A 15,781-nucleotide genomic window follows, 5' to 3' on the forward strand; every position below is an offset into this window, starting at 1 on the left:
TTTATCCCACCTTATTTTTTAGAATTTAGTACTAACAAAATCCAAAAACGCCCGCATTAAAGCCGACTGATGGCGGTGTTTAACATAGAGTAAATGCACGGTAAAATCAGGCTTTGTCGTATCCGCCAAAATCTCAACCAAGCCATACTCCTCAATCAAGCGATTTGCCATTGTGTGCGAAAGCATTCCAATCCCCCGACCATTTTTTATCGCATTTTGTATCGCATAAACATCATTGCTGGCAAAAGTGTATGGCAGTTCCAGTGTTTTTTTGCCATTGGGAATGCGTAACAATTTTTGGTCGGATTTGGCATAGCCGACAAGGGGAAACTTGGCTAAATCCGCCAAAGTCTTGGGCGTGCCAAATTGCGCCAAAAGTTTGGGATGGGAGAGCCACTTGGTTTGGGTGGTAAATAAGGGTCTGGCAACCACGCTATCTGTGTGCAAATCGCCTACCCGAAAGGCAAAATCTATGCCATCTTCCACCAAATCCAGCACACGGTCGGTAACTTCCAAATGCACACTAACCTTTGGATTTAACACGCAAAACTCATCAAGCAAATCCCACACTTCGCTCATCGCGGTTACCGTAGAAATGCGTAATTTGCCTGTCAGCTCGCTACTCTCGGCAGAAAAATGTTGGGCGATTTGGGTTAGGTTATCCACACTTAACGCAATTTGTTCATAAAACTGTTGCCCCGCCATTGTCGGCTTGACCCCTGTTTTGTGGCGGTCAAACAGTTGTACGCCCAGCGATTTTTCAAGCTCCACAATCTGACGGCTAATCGTGGCAATCGGCACGCCTGTCTGCTCGGCAGTTTTAGAAAGTGAGCCTGTTTGGATAATATGGGTGAATAGGGGGAGGGTATTTAGGTTCATTGGTTTGCCTCTACACAAAAATGGCTTGCTCAAAATCAAGAATGGCTTGATTGCGCAATTCTTTTGCTTGAATTTTTGCTTGTTTTTGAGTATTTTTTAGGTTGTAAATATGATTAATTATTGCAATCTGTTCATTGTTGGTAAGTATTGGCAAGGTCAAACGCTCTAAAAATGTTTTTGGTACTCGTTGCTGACCTGCCGACCCTGTAAAATAGCTCATTGCTGTCGTTAATAGCCTTTGACTTCTTAATAGCAAATGCAAAAGCCGAATATCAAAACCACTATTTTTGATACGCAAAATATGAAATTCAGTTGAGCCAAAACCAAATCCATTTTCCAAATCATTTGCAATCGCTGATTTGCCATTTTGCATACAAGGTGTTATCTTTGCCCAAAGTAAATCACCTTCTTGAAAGCGAGTATAGTTATTTTGCAGCTTATTGCTTTCTTTACTTGTTATTTCACCATATTCATCAGATATATTTACCATTGGAATAAAGCTGATATTTATATCTTTGGGTATTTTTGTTGTTGGATTGATATAAAAGTAATTAGTAATAAGCTCATTTTTATATTTTTGTGATAAAAATACTGTCTCTGCCGTAATAATATCAGCATTAACCACATTCCACTTTTCTAAATCTTTAAATCTAATAAATTGTAAAACTCCTTTATGTTCTACCTCTTTGTTTTGATTTATTTGAATACCTAAACTTTCAAATAAATATTGTTCAATTTCAATGTCTATTTGTTTAGCTTGATTTTCCAAAATTTCAGCCTTCTGTATTTTTTCTTGGTAGGCGGATACTAGGGATTTTTGGATTTTAATATCAGGTAAAGGAATATGAATATTCGATAAATTATCAAAACTTAAATTTTGTCGTACTGAACCCGTAGTATTGTCATTAATAATTTGCTTAAAACCATTTATCTTAAATATTAAGAACAGAAATTCAGAATACAAACTTTCTTTGCAACTGAATACCACATAGGCAGGACTAATATATTGATGTAAATGATTTTCCCTTTTTAAACCAATAGAACCTACATTAATACGATAAGGGTTATAAGCCAAAAAGTCATTTTCAACAATTTTATAAGGCTGATTAATTTCTTTTCCTTTCTGAATATAAGCATCAAAAATACCCACTTTATTATCCACACCTAAGATTGAAAAATCTTGTTCAGGAAAGTCAAATGGTCTTATTCTCTTGTTTTGTTCAACAATATGATTACCCAAACTTACAATATCAAATTTAGATTGAATACTATTGGACAAATAAGTTTTTACTGAAAAATCAATCAAATTCTTAAAGCGAATAAACTTCAAAAGTTCCATCACACCCCCCCATTTTCCCAAAGCTGATTTCGCTTACGATATTTTTCAAACTCTACTTTTAAAATTGGCAATTGATTAGCATTGGTTGGTTTTCCTGTACTATCAATGCCAGCATCAGAAATTTCAGCAAGAGCAATTTCATAATCAAATCTTTCTTTGATGCCTTGGCGAACTTCGGATTGAATTTGAATTTCCAGTTGCTTTAAGTCAGATTTAGCTTGGACTTTCTTGGCTTTTAATTCATCTTGCAATCGCTTATTTTCAGATTTGATTTGGCTTTTTTCTTCATCGCTGGCATTTTTTGATGCTTTTGATGTTAAGACTTTTTCACCCAAAATTGCTGCTAATTCATCAATTTTTGCTTGGTATTTTCTTTTCACTTCTTGTGTAGCTTGTTCAGCAATTTGCTGATATAGAATCTCTTCATTTTTGGTAAATCGTTTCATAAACAACACACTTGTCTTAACGGTTGCTTTGGCAGAGTTAAATACATCAGCAGGTAAAGAGGCAATCAGTAGAATTTTTGCTTTACCTTCAAAATATTCACGCACTTTTTGCAAATTAGCGTTATTTAGTACACCTTCTGGCAATACAATGGCCATTCTTCCGCCTTTTTTGAGCAATCTTAAGCAGCGTTCCATAAACAAAACTTCGGTCAAACCGCTAAATTGTCCAACATCAAATTTATCAATAATTGCTGTGCCATTTTTAATTTCTTGTTTGCGTTCATCGCTGATCTGTTGATAATTTGGGTATTTATCAAGCCAATCTAGATAATGAGCTTTGGCTGTCAAATCATCTTCGGAAGTCAATTTTAAGTTTTTGGAAACACTCGAACCAAAAGGTGGATTGGTCAAAATCACATCAAAGCGTTCTTCAAAAATACCATTGATATTTAAAAGACCGTCATTATGATGCACACCACCGTGTCCATCGCCGTGCATAATCATATTCATTTTTGATACTCGTGCCATTCTAGGGTTAGCATCGGTACCAAAAATACAGTTATGCGACAAATGATATAAACGACTATTGCTGTTATCCAAATTTAATTCATCATTCAACTCTTTAAATAATTCATCAACTTGATTTTCTATGACAACTTTTTTATTTTCATCAGCATTTTCATATTCTTCATTAAAATATTGTTCTTTAATTTTTGCCTTTTGTAATTCAATATCAGCAATCATTTTTTCACGTATAAATTCAAATGCGTTAATTAAAAAACCGCCCGAGCCACAACAAGGGTCGCACACCCTTTCTCCCTCAACAGGGTCTAAAACCTCAGTCATAAATTCTACAACGGTGCGTGGGGTAAAATATTGGCCCAATTCACCACGAAAAGTAGCACCCAAAAATTGCTCAAAAGCGATACCTTTGACATCATCAGAAGTTTTAGATAAATTATAAATTTGCAATTTTTCTACAATTGCCAAGAAACTTTCACGGCGGATTTTAATAACATCATCATCGGAAAATAATGTTTCTTTAGTATAATTTTCTTTGGTTCGCCTAAAAATGAATTGTAAATAATCGGTATTTCTATCTTCACCTTGCAAATAGGGGCGAATATTTTTGATAAAATTTTGTTCTTGCTTTTCAAATTCTTGTTTAGAGAAAATTTGTGTTGAATTATTATTATTTTTGTTTTCTCTCTCAAAAACAATTTTGGTGAATAATATTTTACTAATTTCATCAAAACAGGCTTCTGGTGATAATTTGTCATTATTACGAATAATGTTATGACATTGATGAAGCAGTTTAGCAAATTCATCTTTTTCAAAAACTTTTTCTTCGGTTAGTATCTTTTTTACCTCTTCATCATCTAATAATTGTCGTGCATTAGGAATATCAGCAATTTCTTTACCTAAGTGAGCGGGTAACTTATTATCAGCTACTTGAAAATAACGAGTTTCTTTGCTGTTATGCGTTACAAAAAATTTGGCTCTTGCCCAAGTCGCATAATTCAATCCCTGATAATAGTCAGATGGGGCGATGGTTACATTGTCAGATTTGCATTCAATAACGATACCGGCGTGATTGCATTCATTTTTATCTTGGGCAGTTTTCCAAATCACAATATCCGCACGAGAACGCCCTGTGCCACGAGATGAATTAGTAACAGCGACTTCTTGTGCCATTTGATTGAGTGAATAACCATAATCATTAACTAAAGTGCAGATAAATTTTTGGCGAACCTCTTCTTCCAGTGTGTATTTTAGCCATTTATTCAGAAGTGGGGAGAAAATTTGATTTTCCTTATCATCAAATTGATATTCAAGTGTCATAGATGGTTATCCCATAATTAAAAATTGGTGGTTTGGATTTTGAAAATTTAAGGTATATTTTACCATAAAATTATAGCATTTTACGAAATCATTTCCATATTTGAAAACCATCTTCCCATTTTTAGCCATTCTCATTCCCTATCCAAAACCCTATAATACCTCTATCTATTTATCCAAAAGAGCAATGTTATGAACCGCATTACCCAAATTTTAAATATCAAACACCCTATTATCCAAGCCCCAATGTCGTGGCTGACCGATGCAAAACTTGTGGCAAGCGTGGCGGAGGCTGGCGGACTGGGCTTTTTAGCCCCACACGCAGGACAGACGACCAACCCCACTTCAAGCAATGAAGTTTTAGAGCGTATGCGTAACGAAATCCGCAAAGTCAAAGCCTTGACCGATGAGCCGTTTGGCGTGCCGTTTATTTTGTCTTACGATTTTTCGCTGATTCCGTTAATGGTAGATTTGCTGATTGAAGAGCGTGTACCTGTGGTGCTGGATAATGGTTGGCTTGATAAAGAGATTTATACCAAATTCAAACAAGCTGGGATTAAAATCATCTGCCGCCTGCCTAACCCTAATTTGGCGGACGCTTTAAAGGCACAAGAGCTGGGAGCAGATATTTTGGTTCTGACAGGCTTTGATGAAGGCGGTACTTTGCCGATGAAAGAAGTGGGCAGTTTTAGCGTTTTGGCGGAATTTGTCGGTAAGGTGGATTTGCCGATAATGCTGGCGGGTGGGATTGCCGACAAACGCAGTGTTCAGGCAGCCTTAAACTTGGGGGCGGAAGGCGTATGGGTTGGCACAGCGTTTATAGCCACGATAGAGTGCCGAGCAAGCGAAAAAGTCAAAGAATGGATTGTCAGTGCAACGGCTAATGATTTGTTATTGTTCCGCACCGAGCCGTATTATTACCGCTCTTTGCCAACCGAACTTGCCAAAAAATGCTTTGAAATGAGCGAAAACGGGGAAAATCGCTCTGAAATCGCCAAAGTGATGAACGCTGGCACAGGAATGCGTTTGGGTATGCTGGAAGGCGATTTTGATAATGGTTATGTGTCGGTGGGCAATGGCATTTCACAAATTAACAAAATCAAAAGCGTGAAAGAATTGATTGATGAGTTGATGGGGGATTTTAGATAGGTTTTAAACACCGTTTTTATTGGGTTAAAAGCGGTGGTTTTTTATCTAAATTTTGCAAAATTATTTTCAAACAGCCTGAAAATTAAAATTTCCAAATCCGAAAACCACCTTCCCATTTTTCGCCATTCAAATTTTAAAAAATTAAACCTTATAATACGCTTATCCTATTCAAACAAAAGAGAAAATTGATGAAAAAACTCACCACCACCGTCCTTGCCCTAACCCTTGCCACGCTTGCTGTTGCTTGCACCCCAATCCTGCCACACAAGCCTTTGAAAAATTGCAAGGCTCGGAATTTAACGGCAATAACGGCATTGAGTTATCCAAAGACGGCAAATTTATCTATGTTGCCCATATGCGTGGATTAAGCAAATTAACAAGCACCAATCCTGCCAAAGTGGTCGCCACCACACGGCTTAATTATGGCGTGTTTGACAATCTGCATTGGGCGGGCGATAAGCTCGTTACCGCAGGTTCGCAGACGGTAACTTGTGGCGAGATGATGTCGTTTGACTGTTTAAAAGATTATCACATCACCACCATCAACCCTGATAATTTGGCGGTTCAGCCGATATTTAAGGGCAAATATACGCAGGAGTTTAGTGGCGTTTCTACCGTTTTACCAGTTGGCAACACTTATTATTTAGGCTCGTTTTATCGGGATAAATTGACGTATTTTGAAGGGAAGTGATGGATTTGGGAGCCCGTTTCTATCAAAGAGTAGTTAGGGGGTAAATCTAACAGAATTCTAATTCTAAACCTATCGAATTCGATGGGTGTAGAAAAGAGTCTGGAACAAATGCCTTTACTCTCACCACAAAAATGGATTTCTACTACTAATGTGATTGGTATTGTCTCAAAATCAGGCAGATATGGCGGTACATTTGCTCATTCAGATATTGCTTTGGAATTTGCCTCTTGGATTTCAGCAGAATTTAAACTTTACATTATTCAAGATTATAAACGGCTGAAAAGTGATAAAGCCAGCTTAAATGAATTACTGATTTTGGCGAATATGGAAAGCTATAATGCGGTACTCATTGAAAAAGCTATACCGCAGGCAGAAAGAATGATAGAACTTTGTCATTTAGCTCGCAGTCAGTTCCTAGCATTGGAAAACTTGAATTTGAGTCAGCTAATGAAAGCAGAATAGCACTAAAATAAGCGGTCGTTTTTTAGCAAAACTTTGCAAAAAGTTGAGTAAAAATGACCGCTTGTTATGGCTAGAAATGATATTAGTATTTTAATACTTCACTTTCATTTGGTACGGCAACACGTTTTTCAAATGCTTTGCCGCTGATGAAAGCTAGCATATCGGCTTTGCTGGTTTTGCCGTGATTTACAGTATCCATATGTACGGTAATAATTGAGGCATTTGGCATCACTTCTGCCATTTTTGCTACATCATTCGTACCCATAATAATGCTATTAGAAGAGTCTGCTAATTCTGCGTGTCCCGTATTCATTACAATCACCTCAGGTTTATGTTGATTTAATGCCGTTTCTACCTGCTCATTCCAAATAGTATCGCCTACAATATAAAGGGTTTTCTCATTTTCAGATTTGAATACAACACCCATTGCATTACCTAATAATTCAGCTAAAGCTGGGTTGGAATACATCGCATCTTGCACAAAAATTGGTAAGTTTTTATCAATCAGCTTTTGAGCCACTTCGTCCCAATGATCATCGTGAGTGTGCGTAACTATAACCGCATCAATACCTTTTAATATTGATTCCACAGGCTCTGCAAGCTCAATTAGTGGGTTGCGTTGCTCACTATTTTTAGTGCCGGCAAAACCTGCATATCTACCTTTTTCAGCTAAGTAAGGATCAACTAAAAAAGTGGCATCGCCATAAGTTATTTTTGCCGTAGCGTTACGAATATGTTGATAACTGATCTCAGCATTTGCTGTGCTGATAAGCATTGAACTTAACGTGAGGGAAGCAAGAGTAGCTTTTAATTTCATTGTGTTTCCTTTTATGTATGTAAAATTTTAATAAAAAATGACCGCTTGTTGATAGAGGCTATTATCGGCAAAAATAGCAGTAAGAAATATTGACTCTTAGAGCAGTAATCGAAAGAATTGGGTCAATTTTATTTGTTAGGGGAAAATGATGTATTTACCTAAAGTTGCTTTCGTACTTTACCCAAATTTCAATCCCATTGTTCTTGTGCCGCCACAAATGATTTTTATGTCGGAGATAGACGGATTGCCACTTTTTGAATGCAAAATGGTTTCGGAGGGAGAGCTACAAGCGGTCGGAAATGGTGGAAAAATTACCATTTCTGCTGATGAGGATCTAAATTACTTTGATGAAGCTGATCTGATTGTTATTGCAGGTTGGGCGGATCTGGATACGCCACCTAGTTCTCTATTTAGAGATGCTTTACAACGAAACTATCAGCGTGGTGCAACAATTATAGGGCTGTGCTATGGCACTTATTCGTTGGCTTATAGCGGTTTATTAAACGGCAAAACGGCGGCAACACATTGGCTTGTAGAGGCAGATTTTAGCCAGCGTTTTCCACAAGTGAAATTAGATTTAAATACCCTTTATGTTGAGCAAGACAGATTAATTACCTCTGCTGGTTCAATGGCTAGTCTAGATTGTTGCTTGGCGATTGTACGAAAATTTCACGGTGTGAAAATAAGTGATCGTTTAGCCAGAATGCTGGTTTCTGCTCCTCATCGAGAAGGTGGGCAGGCACAATTTATTGAGCAGCCGATTGCAATGCGAACCAATAATCAAACTATTAATCAACTACTGGATTTTCTAAGGGAAAATTTAGATAGTCTCCATACTATCGATGAACTGGCTGAACGTTTAGCAATGAGTCGCAGCACATTTACTCGCCATTTTCGTAAAGCAACAGGTATGGCGGTAGGAGAATGGCTAATTGAGACAAGATTACAAAAAGGTCGGGAATTGTTAGAAAGCAGTGATTTGAATATAGAGCAAATTGCGGAACAAATCGGCTTTCAAACGGCTATTTCTTTCCGCCAACATTTTAAAGCTAAACATTTTATTAGCCCAAGCCAATGGGGGCGGAATTTCGGCAGTTTAACCCTCTAGCACAATAAAAATTGCCATTAATAATGGTGCAGCGAGATTAACAATAAACCCAAAACTAATTGCCAATGGCACAATTTGAATACCGCCTGATTTTTGAATGATGGGGAGCATACAATCTAGCGAAGTTGCACCACCAAGCCCTACAGCCGTAGAGGGAAATCTTTTCATAAAAATAGGAATTAAAAATAGGCATAAAATTTCACGGGAAATATCGTTAAAAAAGGCGATACTACCGTAAATTGGGCCCCAAGCATCATTAACTAGCACGCTCGAAAGTGAATACCAACCAAATGCGGAAGCAAGGGTTAAGCCTTTAGCAAGAGATAAATCCAGTACAAATGATGCGATCACACCGCCAACCAGTGAGCTTGCGACCATCACAAGAGAGGTATAAATGCCTCGTTTGTTGAAAAATACTTCACGCAGGGGAATACCACTATTACGAAGCTGAATCCCTACACCGAAAATCATTACTTCTAAAATGTAAGTGCTTGAGTGTAAAGGAAAATCTACCGTACCTTTTGTGAAATAACCGATAATGCCACCGAGTAATGTTACCCCGATTAATTTTAAAGAGTCGAGCAATAGATGCAGGCGAGAAGGGAGTTCGTCTTGGCTGACTAGCTCTCTTTTCATTGGTTGTAGTTTGTCATAAATGATTAATCCTACAATATTGGCGAGGAGCAAAATAGCAAGTAAGCTAAATGCCATTCCACCGATTTGTGGGAGCTCAGTCAAGATATTATCAATTTGCCCCAGTGAGATCCCCATTACCAATAAAATCAGGTAAAGGCAGATATTCACCACTTTATTGACGATTGCCATATAGCGGTGATTTTTAACCCTAATTAAGTAGCCGAGAAAAAGCGGAATCAGCACAATGGCTAAACCGTAGAGCATTTTTTATCCTTATTATTTGTATTGATTTAAAACTTGAAATTGTAGCAATAAGGGCATAAAATAAAACTGTTTTTATATACAGTTATTTGGCTGTAAGCGGTCATTTTTAGGGAAAATTTTGCAGATGGCAACTCAATTTCAACGGAAAATTATTCACATTGATATGGACTGCTTTTATGCTGCGGTAGAAATGCGAAAAAATCCTTCGTTGGTAGGAAAACCTATTGCGGTAGGAGGAAGTCCGAATCAGCGAGGCGTGCTAGCCACTTGCAATTATGAAGCGAGAAAATTTGGTCTGCACAGTGCAATGGCAACCGCAACCGCCTTGAAAAAATGCCCGAATTTAGTGTTGCTGCCTGTTAATATGCCGCTATATAAAGCGGTTTCGGCACAAATCCACGAAATTTTTCATCGTTATACAGATGTGATAGAGGCCTTGTCGCTTGATGAAGCCTATTTAGATGTAAGTGAATGTGAACGCTATTTGGGTTCTGCCACTTGGATTGCACAGGCGATTCGGAACGATATTTTCAATGAACTAAAATTAACCGCCTCTGCTGGCGTTGCTCCACTCAAATTTTTAGCCAAGATCGCCTCCGATCAAAATAAACCAAACGGACAATTTGTAATAAAGCCTGATGATGTGCAAAATTTTGTGAAAAATCTACCGCTTGCAAAAATTCCCGGCGTGGGCAAAGTAACCAATGAAAAGCTAAAACAGCTCGGTTTTGAAACTTGTGGCGATATTCAGCAAACAGAGAAAGCGATGATTTACCGTGAATTTGGTAAATTTGGGCAACGGCTATGGGATTTTAGTCACGGCATAGACGAAAGAGCAGTAGAGCCTTATCGCCCAAGAAAATCATTAGCGGTGGAAAAAACGCTACTTGATGATATTTGGACGCTTGAACAAGCTAAGTTTGTTATTGCAGAACTATTTGATAAATTAACATTTAGGATTCAGCGAAATGTTCCTGATACTCCATTATCTGAATTTAAAAAATTAGGCTTAAAACTTAAATTTGATGACTTTACTCAAACCACGCTTGAACGGACTACAGAAGGTTTTTCCTACCAGCGGTTTGAAGAATTATTAGAGCAAATATTTGTGCGTAGAAATGAGCGAAAAATCCGATTAATCGGGCTAAATGTGCATTTCTCTGAGAAAAAAGTAAATAAACAGTTAAATTTGTGGGAATAATTGTGAACAAACTCTTGAATTAGCTGACAAAATCATTATCTTAATTAGACATTAGTGCATCTATTATTTTTTGGAGACTTAACAGATTATGGCAAAACGTGTCATTCTATTTTTATTAACTAACCTAGCGATTACCTTTGTTTTAGGGATTGTGCTAAATATTATTTTTAACGCAACCGGTATTCAAGGGCAGAGTATCGGTGGGATTTTAGTGCTTTCTTTAGTGTTTGGTTTTAGTGGTTCTTTAATTTCATTGTTCTTATCTAAATCAATGGCATTACGTTCTGTTGGTGCAGAGGTCATTAAACAGCCTCGTAATGAAGCAGAGCAATGGTTATTCAATACCGTTCAACACCAAGCACAGCAAGCAAATATCCCGATGCCGGACATTGCAATTTACCACTCAGCAGACGTAAACGCATTCGCAACAGGGGCAACGAAAAAGAATTCATTAGTTGCGGTAAGTACAGGCTTACTTAACTCAATGACCCAAGATGAAGCGGAAGCGGTTGTGGCACACGAAGTAGCACACATTGCGAATGGCGATATGGTAACAATGACATTGTTACAAGGTGTATTAAATACCTTCGTGATTTTCTTGGCTCGTATTATTTCAACCGCTGCGGCAAGTTCTCGTGACGAAAACGGTAACTCAAGCACCAACACATTAGTGTTTTGGGTGGTGGATATTGCGTTACAGATGATCTTCGGTGTATTAGCTACAATGATTGCAATGTGGTTCTCTCGCCAACGTGAATTCCGTGCAGATGCAGGCTCAGCTCAATTAGTGGGTAAAGAGAAAATGATTGCAGCTTTACAACGTTTACAACGTATCCACGAGCCACAAGAATTACACGGTTCTCTTGCCGCATTTATGATTAACGGCACACGTGGTAAAGAATTATTTATGAGCCACCCGCCGTTAGAAAAACGTATCGAGGCGTTAAGAGCTTTATAGCCAAATACAAGCGGTTGTTTTTAGTAAAAAATTTACTAAAAACAACCGCTTTGTTCTTTATAAAAAATATTTCAAAACAGGGTAGAGCGTTGCCAGTAGAAAGAGGTATCGCAATAGCTTGCCAATCATAATCAAAATAATGCTTTGCCAAAGGCTAAACCTGAGCCAGCCTGCAATACCGCAGAAAATATCGCCAACAATGGGTAGCCAACTAAAAAGCAAGACTAAAACGCCATATTTTTTACTTTTTTCTAATGCCCATTTGGTGTAACGATTGTCTGCTTTTTTCGGACGGGGCAGTAATAAGCCCATTGCATAAGTAATTAAGCTTCCCAAGCTATTTCCTAAGGTAGCAACAATGACCAAAGCAGTTAGCGAAGAAGTTGGTATTTCATTTGTAACGATGTATTGGCTGGCAAGGGTGGTAAAAATAATTTCAGAATTTCCCGGCAATAGAGTTGAGCTGAGTAATCCACTCAAAAACATTGTGATGAGTTGATTTTGTTCAGAGAAAAACAAACTGAAAAATGAAGCCAGATATTCTGTCATAAATTTATTGTTAATTTGTTAAAACTTTGTTTGCTTAAATTTTATTAAATGTTATGTTTTTAGAGGATTTTGTTCTATGTCAAAAAAATGGGTAGAAGTACCTCTGATTGTGTAAGATTTTATTTAAAGATGAACTGAAGAGGTCTATAATTTCTACATAATATATCGGTTTTTCAATTCTCCTTGTTAAGGTTGTCTGATGTTTTCTCCTGCTGAAATGGCAAAAATCGCAGAAGATGGTGCGGTTTATAAAGCAACAAAAAATCAATTATATTCCTTTCTCTCTGCCATTACTGCGGGCGGTTTTATTGCAATAGCATTCGTATTTTATACTACAACCCAAGTGGGTGCGAGCGAAATGCCTTGGGGTATGGCGAAACTAATTGGCGGTTTGGTATTCTCACTCGGCGTGATTATGTGTGTAGTGTTTGGGGCAGAACTTTTTACCTCATCAACACTTACGATTGTAGCCAGAGCGAGCCAAAGAATTAACTGGTTACAGATGTTTAAAAACTGGGTAGTGGTGTATTTCGGTAATTTTGTGGGGGCAATCTCCATTGTATTGTTGATTTGGTTTAGCGGTCAGATTATGGCGGCGAAAGGGCAATGGGGCTTGGTTATTTTAAATACGGCACAGCATAAAATTCATCACGCTTGGTTTGAGGCATTTTGCTTAGGTGTTTTTTGTAACATTATGGTATGTATTGCGGTGTGGATGTCTTACGCAGGTAAAAGCCTAACCGATAAAGCCTTTATTATGATGTTGCCGATTGCAATGTTCGTTGCTTCAGGCTTTGAACACTGTGTGGCGAATATGTTTATGATTCCAATGGGAATTACAATTTCTCACTTTGCCAGCCCTGAATTTTGGACGGCAATTAATGTTGATCCTGCACAATTTGCGGATTTAGATTTGTATCACTTTGTTTTTAAGAACCTGATTCCAGCCACACTGGGCAATATTGCCGGTGGTGTGTTTTTTATTGGTTTAATGCAGTGGTTCTTATACATTAGAAAGCACTAGATTTTAGAATCAAGCGGTCAAATTTTTGCAAAATTTTACCAAAAATTAACCGCTTTCCCGTTTTAACTTACTAACATAGAGGACTTAAAATGACTCAATTAACAGACGCTCAACAAAAAGCGTGGGAAGGTTTTGCCGGTGGCGATTGGCAAACTGAAGTAAATGTGCGTGATTTTATCCAAAAAAACTACACACCTTATGAAGGCGATGAATCTTTTCTGGCTGAAGTAACACCTGCAACAAGTAAATTGTGGGCAGATGTAATGGAAATGATCAAAGTAGAAAACAAAACGCACGAACCGTACGATATTGATTGCGACACGCCATCAACCATTACTTCACACGCACCGGGTTATATTGATAAATCATTAGAGAAAATCGTGGGTCTTCAAACTGATGCACCATTAAAACGTGCCATTATGCCGTTTGGTGGTATCAATATGGTAAAAGGTTCTTGTAAAGTTTATCGCCGTGAATTAAAACCTGAAGTAGAGCAAATTTTTACTGAATACCGCAAAACTCACAACCAAGGTGTATTTGATGTTTACACTCCAGATATTTTACGCTGCCGTAAATCGGGCGTAATTACAGGCTTACCAGATGCCTATGGTCGTGGTCGTATCATTGGTGACTACCGCCGTATGGCTCTTTACGGTGCAGATTTCTTAATGAAAGACAAACAACGTCAGTTTGCTTCATTACAGGCTCGTTTAGAATCGGGTGAAGATATTCAAGCAACCATTCAATTGCGTGAAGAAATTGCCGAGCAACACCGTGCATTAGGCAAAATGAAAGAGATGGCGGCAAGCTATGGCTTTGATATTTCAGGCCCTGCAACCAACGCACAAGAAGCGGTGCAATGGACTTATTTTGCTTATCTTGCAGCAGTTAAATCACAAAACGGTGCGGCAATGTCATTCGGTCGTGTATCTTCATTCTTAGATATTTATATCGAGCGTGATTTAAAAGCGGGCAAAATTACCGAGCAAGAAGCCCAAGAGTTAATCGACCACTTAGTAATGAAATTGCGTATGGTACGTTTCTTGCGTACACCTGAATACGATCAATTATTCTCAGGCGACCCAATGTGGGCAACTGAAACCTTAGCAGGTATGGGTTTAGATGGTCGTACATTAGTAACGAAAAACAGTTTCCGTATTTTACACACGCTTTATACAATGGGGCCTTCGCCAGAGCCAAACTTAACGATTCTTTGGTCTGAGCAATTACCAGATGCGTTCAAACGTTATTGTGCGAAAGTTTCTATTGATACCTCATCAGTACAATATGAAAACGATGACTTAATGCGTCCTGATTTCCAAAACGATGACTATGCGATTGCGTGCTGTGTAAGCCCAATGATTGTTGGTAAAATGATGCAATTCTTTGGTGCTCGTGCAAACTTAGCGAAAACCTTATTATACGCAATCAATGGCGGTATTGATGAGAAATCAGGCGATCAAGTAGGGCCAAAATCTGAAGCAATCACAAGTGAATACTTAGATTACGATGATGTAATGACTCGCTTAGACAGCTTTATGGACTGGTTAGCAACCCAATATGTGACGGCGTTAAATATCATTCACTTTATGCACGATAAATATGCATACGAAGCAGCATTAATGGCTCTTCACGATCGTGATGTATTCCGTACGATGGCGTGTGGTATTGCTGGATTATCGGTTGCAGCAGACTCACTTTCAGCCATTAAATATGCGAAAGTAAAACCAATTCGTAGTGATATTGAAATTAAAAACAAAGCGGGTGAAGTTGTTGGTGTGACGAAAAACGTGGCGACTGACTTTGAAATTGAAGGCGAATATCCACAATTTGGTAACAATGATAACCGTGTAGACGAAATTGCTGTCGATTTAGTTGAGCGTTTTATGAAAAAAATTCAAAAACTCAACACATACCGCAATGCAACGCCAACTCAATCTGTACTTACTATCACATCTAATGTGGTTTATGGTAAGAAAACAGGTAATACCCCAGATGGTCGTCGTAGCGGTGCACCATTTGGACCAGGTGCGAATCCAATGCACGGACGTGACCAAAAAGGTGCGGTTGCTTCACTTACTTCTGTGGCTAAATTGCCATTTGCGTATGCGAAAGATGGTATCTCTTATACCTTCTCAATCGTACCAAATGCGTTAGGTAAAGATTACGAAGCACAAAAACGTAACCTTGCAGGTTTAATGGATGGCTACTTCCACCACGAAGCAACAGTAGAAGGTGGTCAGCACTTAAATGTGAACGTATTAAATCGCGATACATTATTAGATGCGGTAGAACACCCAGAGAAATACCCACAATTAACCATTCGTGTATCAGGTTACGCGGTACGTTTCAACTCTTTAACTAAAGAGCAACAAATGGACGTAATTACCCGTACCTTTACTGAAAGTATGTAATAGCA

14 protein-coding genes are annotated in these 15,781 nt (G+C 38.2%); 8 read left to right on the forward strand and 6 right to left on the reverse strand.

Features of this window, described 5'->3' with window-relative positions; all coding sequences use genetic code 11:
• Positions 1-18 precede the first annotated feature (18 nt).
• From ACERCF_RS02345 to ACERCF_RS02355, 3 genes are read right to left on the reverse strand one after another with little or no spacing between them, the layout of a single operon-like run.
• On the reverse strand, positions 19-879 hold the full coding sequence (locus ACERCF_RS02345) for a LysR family transcriptional regulator (protein WP_373610556.1): 861 nt from the start codon (positions 877-879) through the stop codon (positions 19-21).
• A gap of 10 nt (positions 880-889) precedes the next feature.
• A complete protein-coding gene (locus tag ACERCF_RS02350; RefSeq protein ID WP_373624489.1) occupies positions 890-2,218 on the reverse strand; it encodes a restriction endonuclease subunit S in 1,329 nt (442 codons plus the stop codon).
• The gene (locus ACERCF_RS02355; protein ID WP_373624490.1) at positions 2,218-4,506 is read right to left on the reverse strand and encodes an N-6 DNA methylase; all 2,289 of its coding nucleotides are present in this window, start codon (positions 4,504-4,506) and stop codon (positions 2,218-2,220) included. Before ACERCF_RS02355 ends, ACERCF_RS02350 begins: the two co-directional genes overlap by 1 nt.
• A gap of 189 nt (positions 4,507-4,695) precedes the next feature.
• Between ACERCF_RS02355 and ACERCF_RS02360 the strand changes: the two genes are divergently transcribed.
• From ACERCF_RS02360 to ACERCF_RS02370, 3 genes are all read left to right on the forward strand, one after another.
• On the forward strand, positions 4,696-5,652 hold the full coding sequence (locus tag ACERCF_RS02360; protein WP_373624491.1) for an NAD(P)H-dependent flavin oxidoreductase: 957 nt from the start codon (positions 4,696-4,698) through the stop codon (positions 5,650-5,652).
• A gap of 244 nt (positions 5,653-5,896) precedes the next feature.
• Positions 5,897-6,343, forward strand: a complete 447-nt coding sequence (locus tag ACERCF_RS02365; RefSeq protein WP_373624492.1) for a hypothetical protein — start codon at positions 5,897-5,899, stop codon at positions 6,341-6,343.
• Positions 6,344-6,451: 108 nt separating this feature from the next.
• Positions 6,452-6,805 carry a KilA-N domain-containing protein gene (locus ACERCF_RS02370; protein ID WP_373624493.1) on the forward strand — a complete coding sequence of 118 codons (354 nt, stop codon included), beginning with the start codon at positions 6,452-6,454 and terminating at the stop codon, positions 6,803-6,805.
• An 82-nt stretch (positions 6,806-6,887) separates the two neighbouring features.
• Here ACERCF_RS02370 and ACERCF_RS02375 read toward each other — a convergent pair whose 3' ends face one another.
• Positions 6,888-7,622, reverse strand: a complete 735-nt coding sequence (locus ACERCF_RS02375) for an MBL fold metallo-hydrolase (RefSeq protein WP_373624494.1) — start codon at positions 7,620-7,622, stop codon at positions 6,888-6,890.
• A 148-nt stretch (positions 7,623-7,770) separates the two neighbouring features.
• Between ACERCF_RS02375 and ACERCF_RS02380 the strand changes: the two genes are divergently transcribed.
• Positions 7,771-8,730 carry a GlxA family transcriptional regulator gene (locus ACERCF_RS02380; RefSeq protein WP_373624495.1) on the forward strand — a complete coding sequence of 320 codons (960 nt, stop codon included), beginning with the start codon at positions 7,771-7,773 and terminating at the stop codon, positions 8,728-8,730.
• On the opposite strand, the gene ACERCF_RS02385 is transcribed toward ACERCF_RS02380, so the two are convergent.
• Positions 8,719-9,630, reverse strand: a complete 912-nt coding sequence (locus ACERCF_RS02385) for a LysO family transporter (RefSeq protein WP_373610562.1) — start codon at positions 9,628-9,630, stop codon at positions 8,719-8,721. The two genes, ACERCF_RS02380 and ACERCF_RS02385, sit on opposite strands and share 12 nt — an antisense overlap.
• Before the next feature lie 124 nt (positions 9,631-9,754).
• Between ACERCF_RS02385 and dinB the strand changes: the two genes are divergently transcribed.
• Both dinB and htpX read left to right on the forward strand, forming a co-directional pair.
• Positions 9,755-10,831, forward strand: coding sequence for a DNA polymerase IV (gene dinB, locus ACERCF_RS02390; RefSeq protein ID WP_373624496.1), 1,077 nt, complete (start codon positions 9,755-9,757; stop codon positions 10,829-10,831).
• Positions 10,832-10,919: 88 nt separating this feature from the next.
• Positions 10,920-11,789: a protease HtpX gene (htpX, locus tag ACERCF_RS02395; protein ID WP_373624497.1), complete on the forward strand. Its 870-nt coding sequence runs from the start codon at positions 10,920-10,922 to the stop codon at positions 11,787-11,789.
• A 57-nt stretch (positions 11,790-11,846) separates the two neighbouring features.
• On the opposite strand, the gene ACERCF_RS02400 is transcribed toward htpX, so the two are convergent.
• Positions 11,847-12,338, reverse strand: coding sequence for a YqaA family protein (locus ACERCF_RS02400; protein WP_373610565.1), 492 nt, complete (start codon positions 12,336-12,338; stop codon positions 11,847-11,849).
• Between the two features lie 199 nt (positions 12,339-12,537).
• On the opposite strand from ACERCF_RS02400, the gene focA reads away from it, so the two are divergent.
• Positions 12,538-13,362 (forward strand): formate transporter FocA, encoded by an 825-nt coding sequence (gene focA / locus ACERCF_RS02405; RefSeq protein ID WP_373624498.1) that lies wholly within the window; start codon positions 12,538-12,540, stop codon positions 13,360-13,362.
• Between the two features lie 89 nt (positions 13,363-13,451).
• A complete protein-coding gene (pflB, locus tag ACERCF_RS02410) occupies positions 13,452-15,776 on the forward strand; it encodes a formate C-acetyltransferase (protein WP_373610567.1) in 2,325 nt (774 codons plus the stop codon).
• The last annotated feature ends 5 nt before the right edge of the window (positions 15,777-15,781 follow it).

The sequence above is a fragment of the Mannheimia kashgarensis genome, from assembly GCF_041807705.1.
Taxonomy (GTDB): Bacteria; Pseudomonadota; Gammaproteobacteria; order Enterobacterales; family Pasteurellaceae; genus Mannheimia.

Excerpts from the sequence above, each read along its gene's own strand:
- ACERCF_RS02345 (WP_373610556.1), bottom strand. The coding sequence starts at position 879 with ATGAACCTAAATACCCTCCCCCTATTCACCCATATTATCCAAACAGGC.
- ACERCF_RS02350 (WP_373624489.1), bottom strand. The coding sequence starts at position 2,218 with ATGGAACTTTTGAAGTTTATTCGCTTTAAGAATTTGATTGATTTTTCA.
- ACERCF_RS02355 (WP_373624490.1), bottom strand. The coding sequence starts at position 4,506 with ATGACACTTGAATATCAATTTGATGATAAGGAAAATCAAATTTTCTCC.
- ACERCF_RS02360 (WP_373624491.1), top strand. The coding sequence starts at position 4,696 with ATGAACCGCATTACCCAAATTTTAAATATCAAACACCCTATTATCCAA.
- ACERCF_RS02370 (WP_373624493.1), top strand. The coding sequence starts at position 6,452 with ATGCCTTTACTCTCACCACAAAAATGGATTTCTACTACTAATGTGATT.
- ACERCF_RS02375 (WP_373624494.1), bottom strand. The coding sequence starts at position 7,622 with ATGAAATTAAAAGCTACTCTTGCTTCCCTCACGTTAAGTTCAATGCTT.
- ACERCF_RS02380 (WP_373624495.1), top strand. The coding sequence starts at position 7,771 with ATGTATTTACCTAAAGTTGCTTTCGTACTTTACCCAAATTTCAATCCC.
- ACERCF_RS02385 (WP_373610562.1), bottom strand. The coding sequence starts at position 9,630 with ATGCTCTACGGTTTAGCCATTGTGCTGATTCCGCTTTTTCTCGGCTAC.
- dinB (WP_373624496.1), top strand. The coding sequence starts at position 9,755 with ATGGCAACTCAATTTCAACGGAAAATTATTCACATTGATATGGACTGC.
- htpX (WP_373624497.1), top strand. The coding sequence starts at position 10,920 with ATGGCAAAACGTGTCATTCTATTTTTATTAACTAACCTAGCGATTACC.
- ACERCF_RS02400 (WP_373610565.1), bottom strand. The coding sequence starts at position 12,338 with ATGACAGAATATCTGGCTTCATTTTTCAGTTTGTTTTTCTCTGAACAA.
- focA (WP_373624498.1), top strand. The coding sequence starts at position 12,538 with ATGTTTTCTCCTGCTGAAATGGCAAAAATCGCAGAAGATGGTGCGGTT.
- pflB (WP_373610567.1), top strand. The coding sequence starts at position 13,452 with ATGACTCAATTAACAGACGCTCAACAAAAAGCGTGGGAAGGTTTTGCC.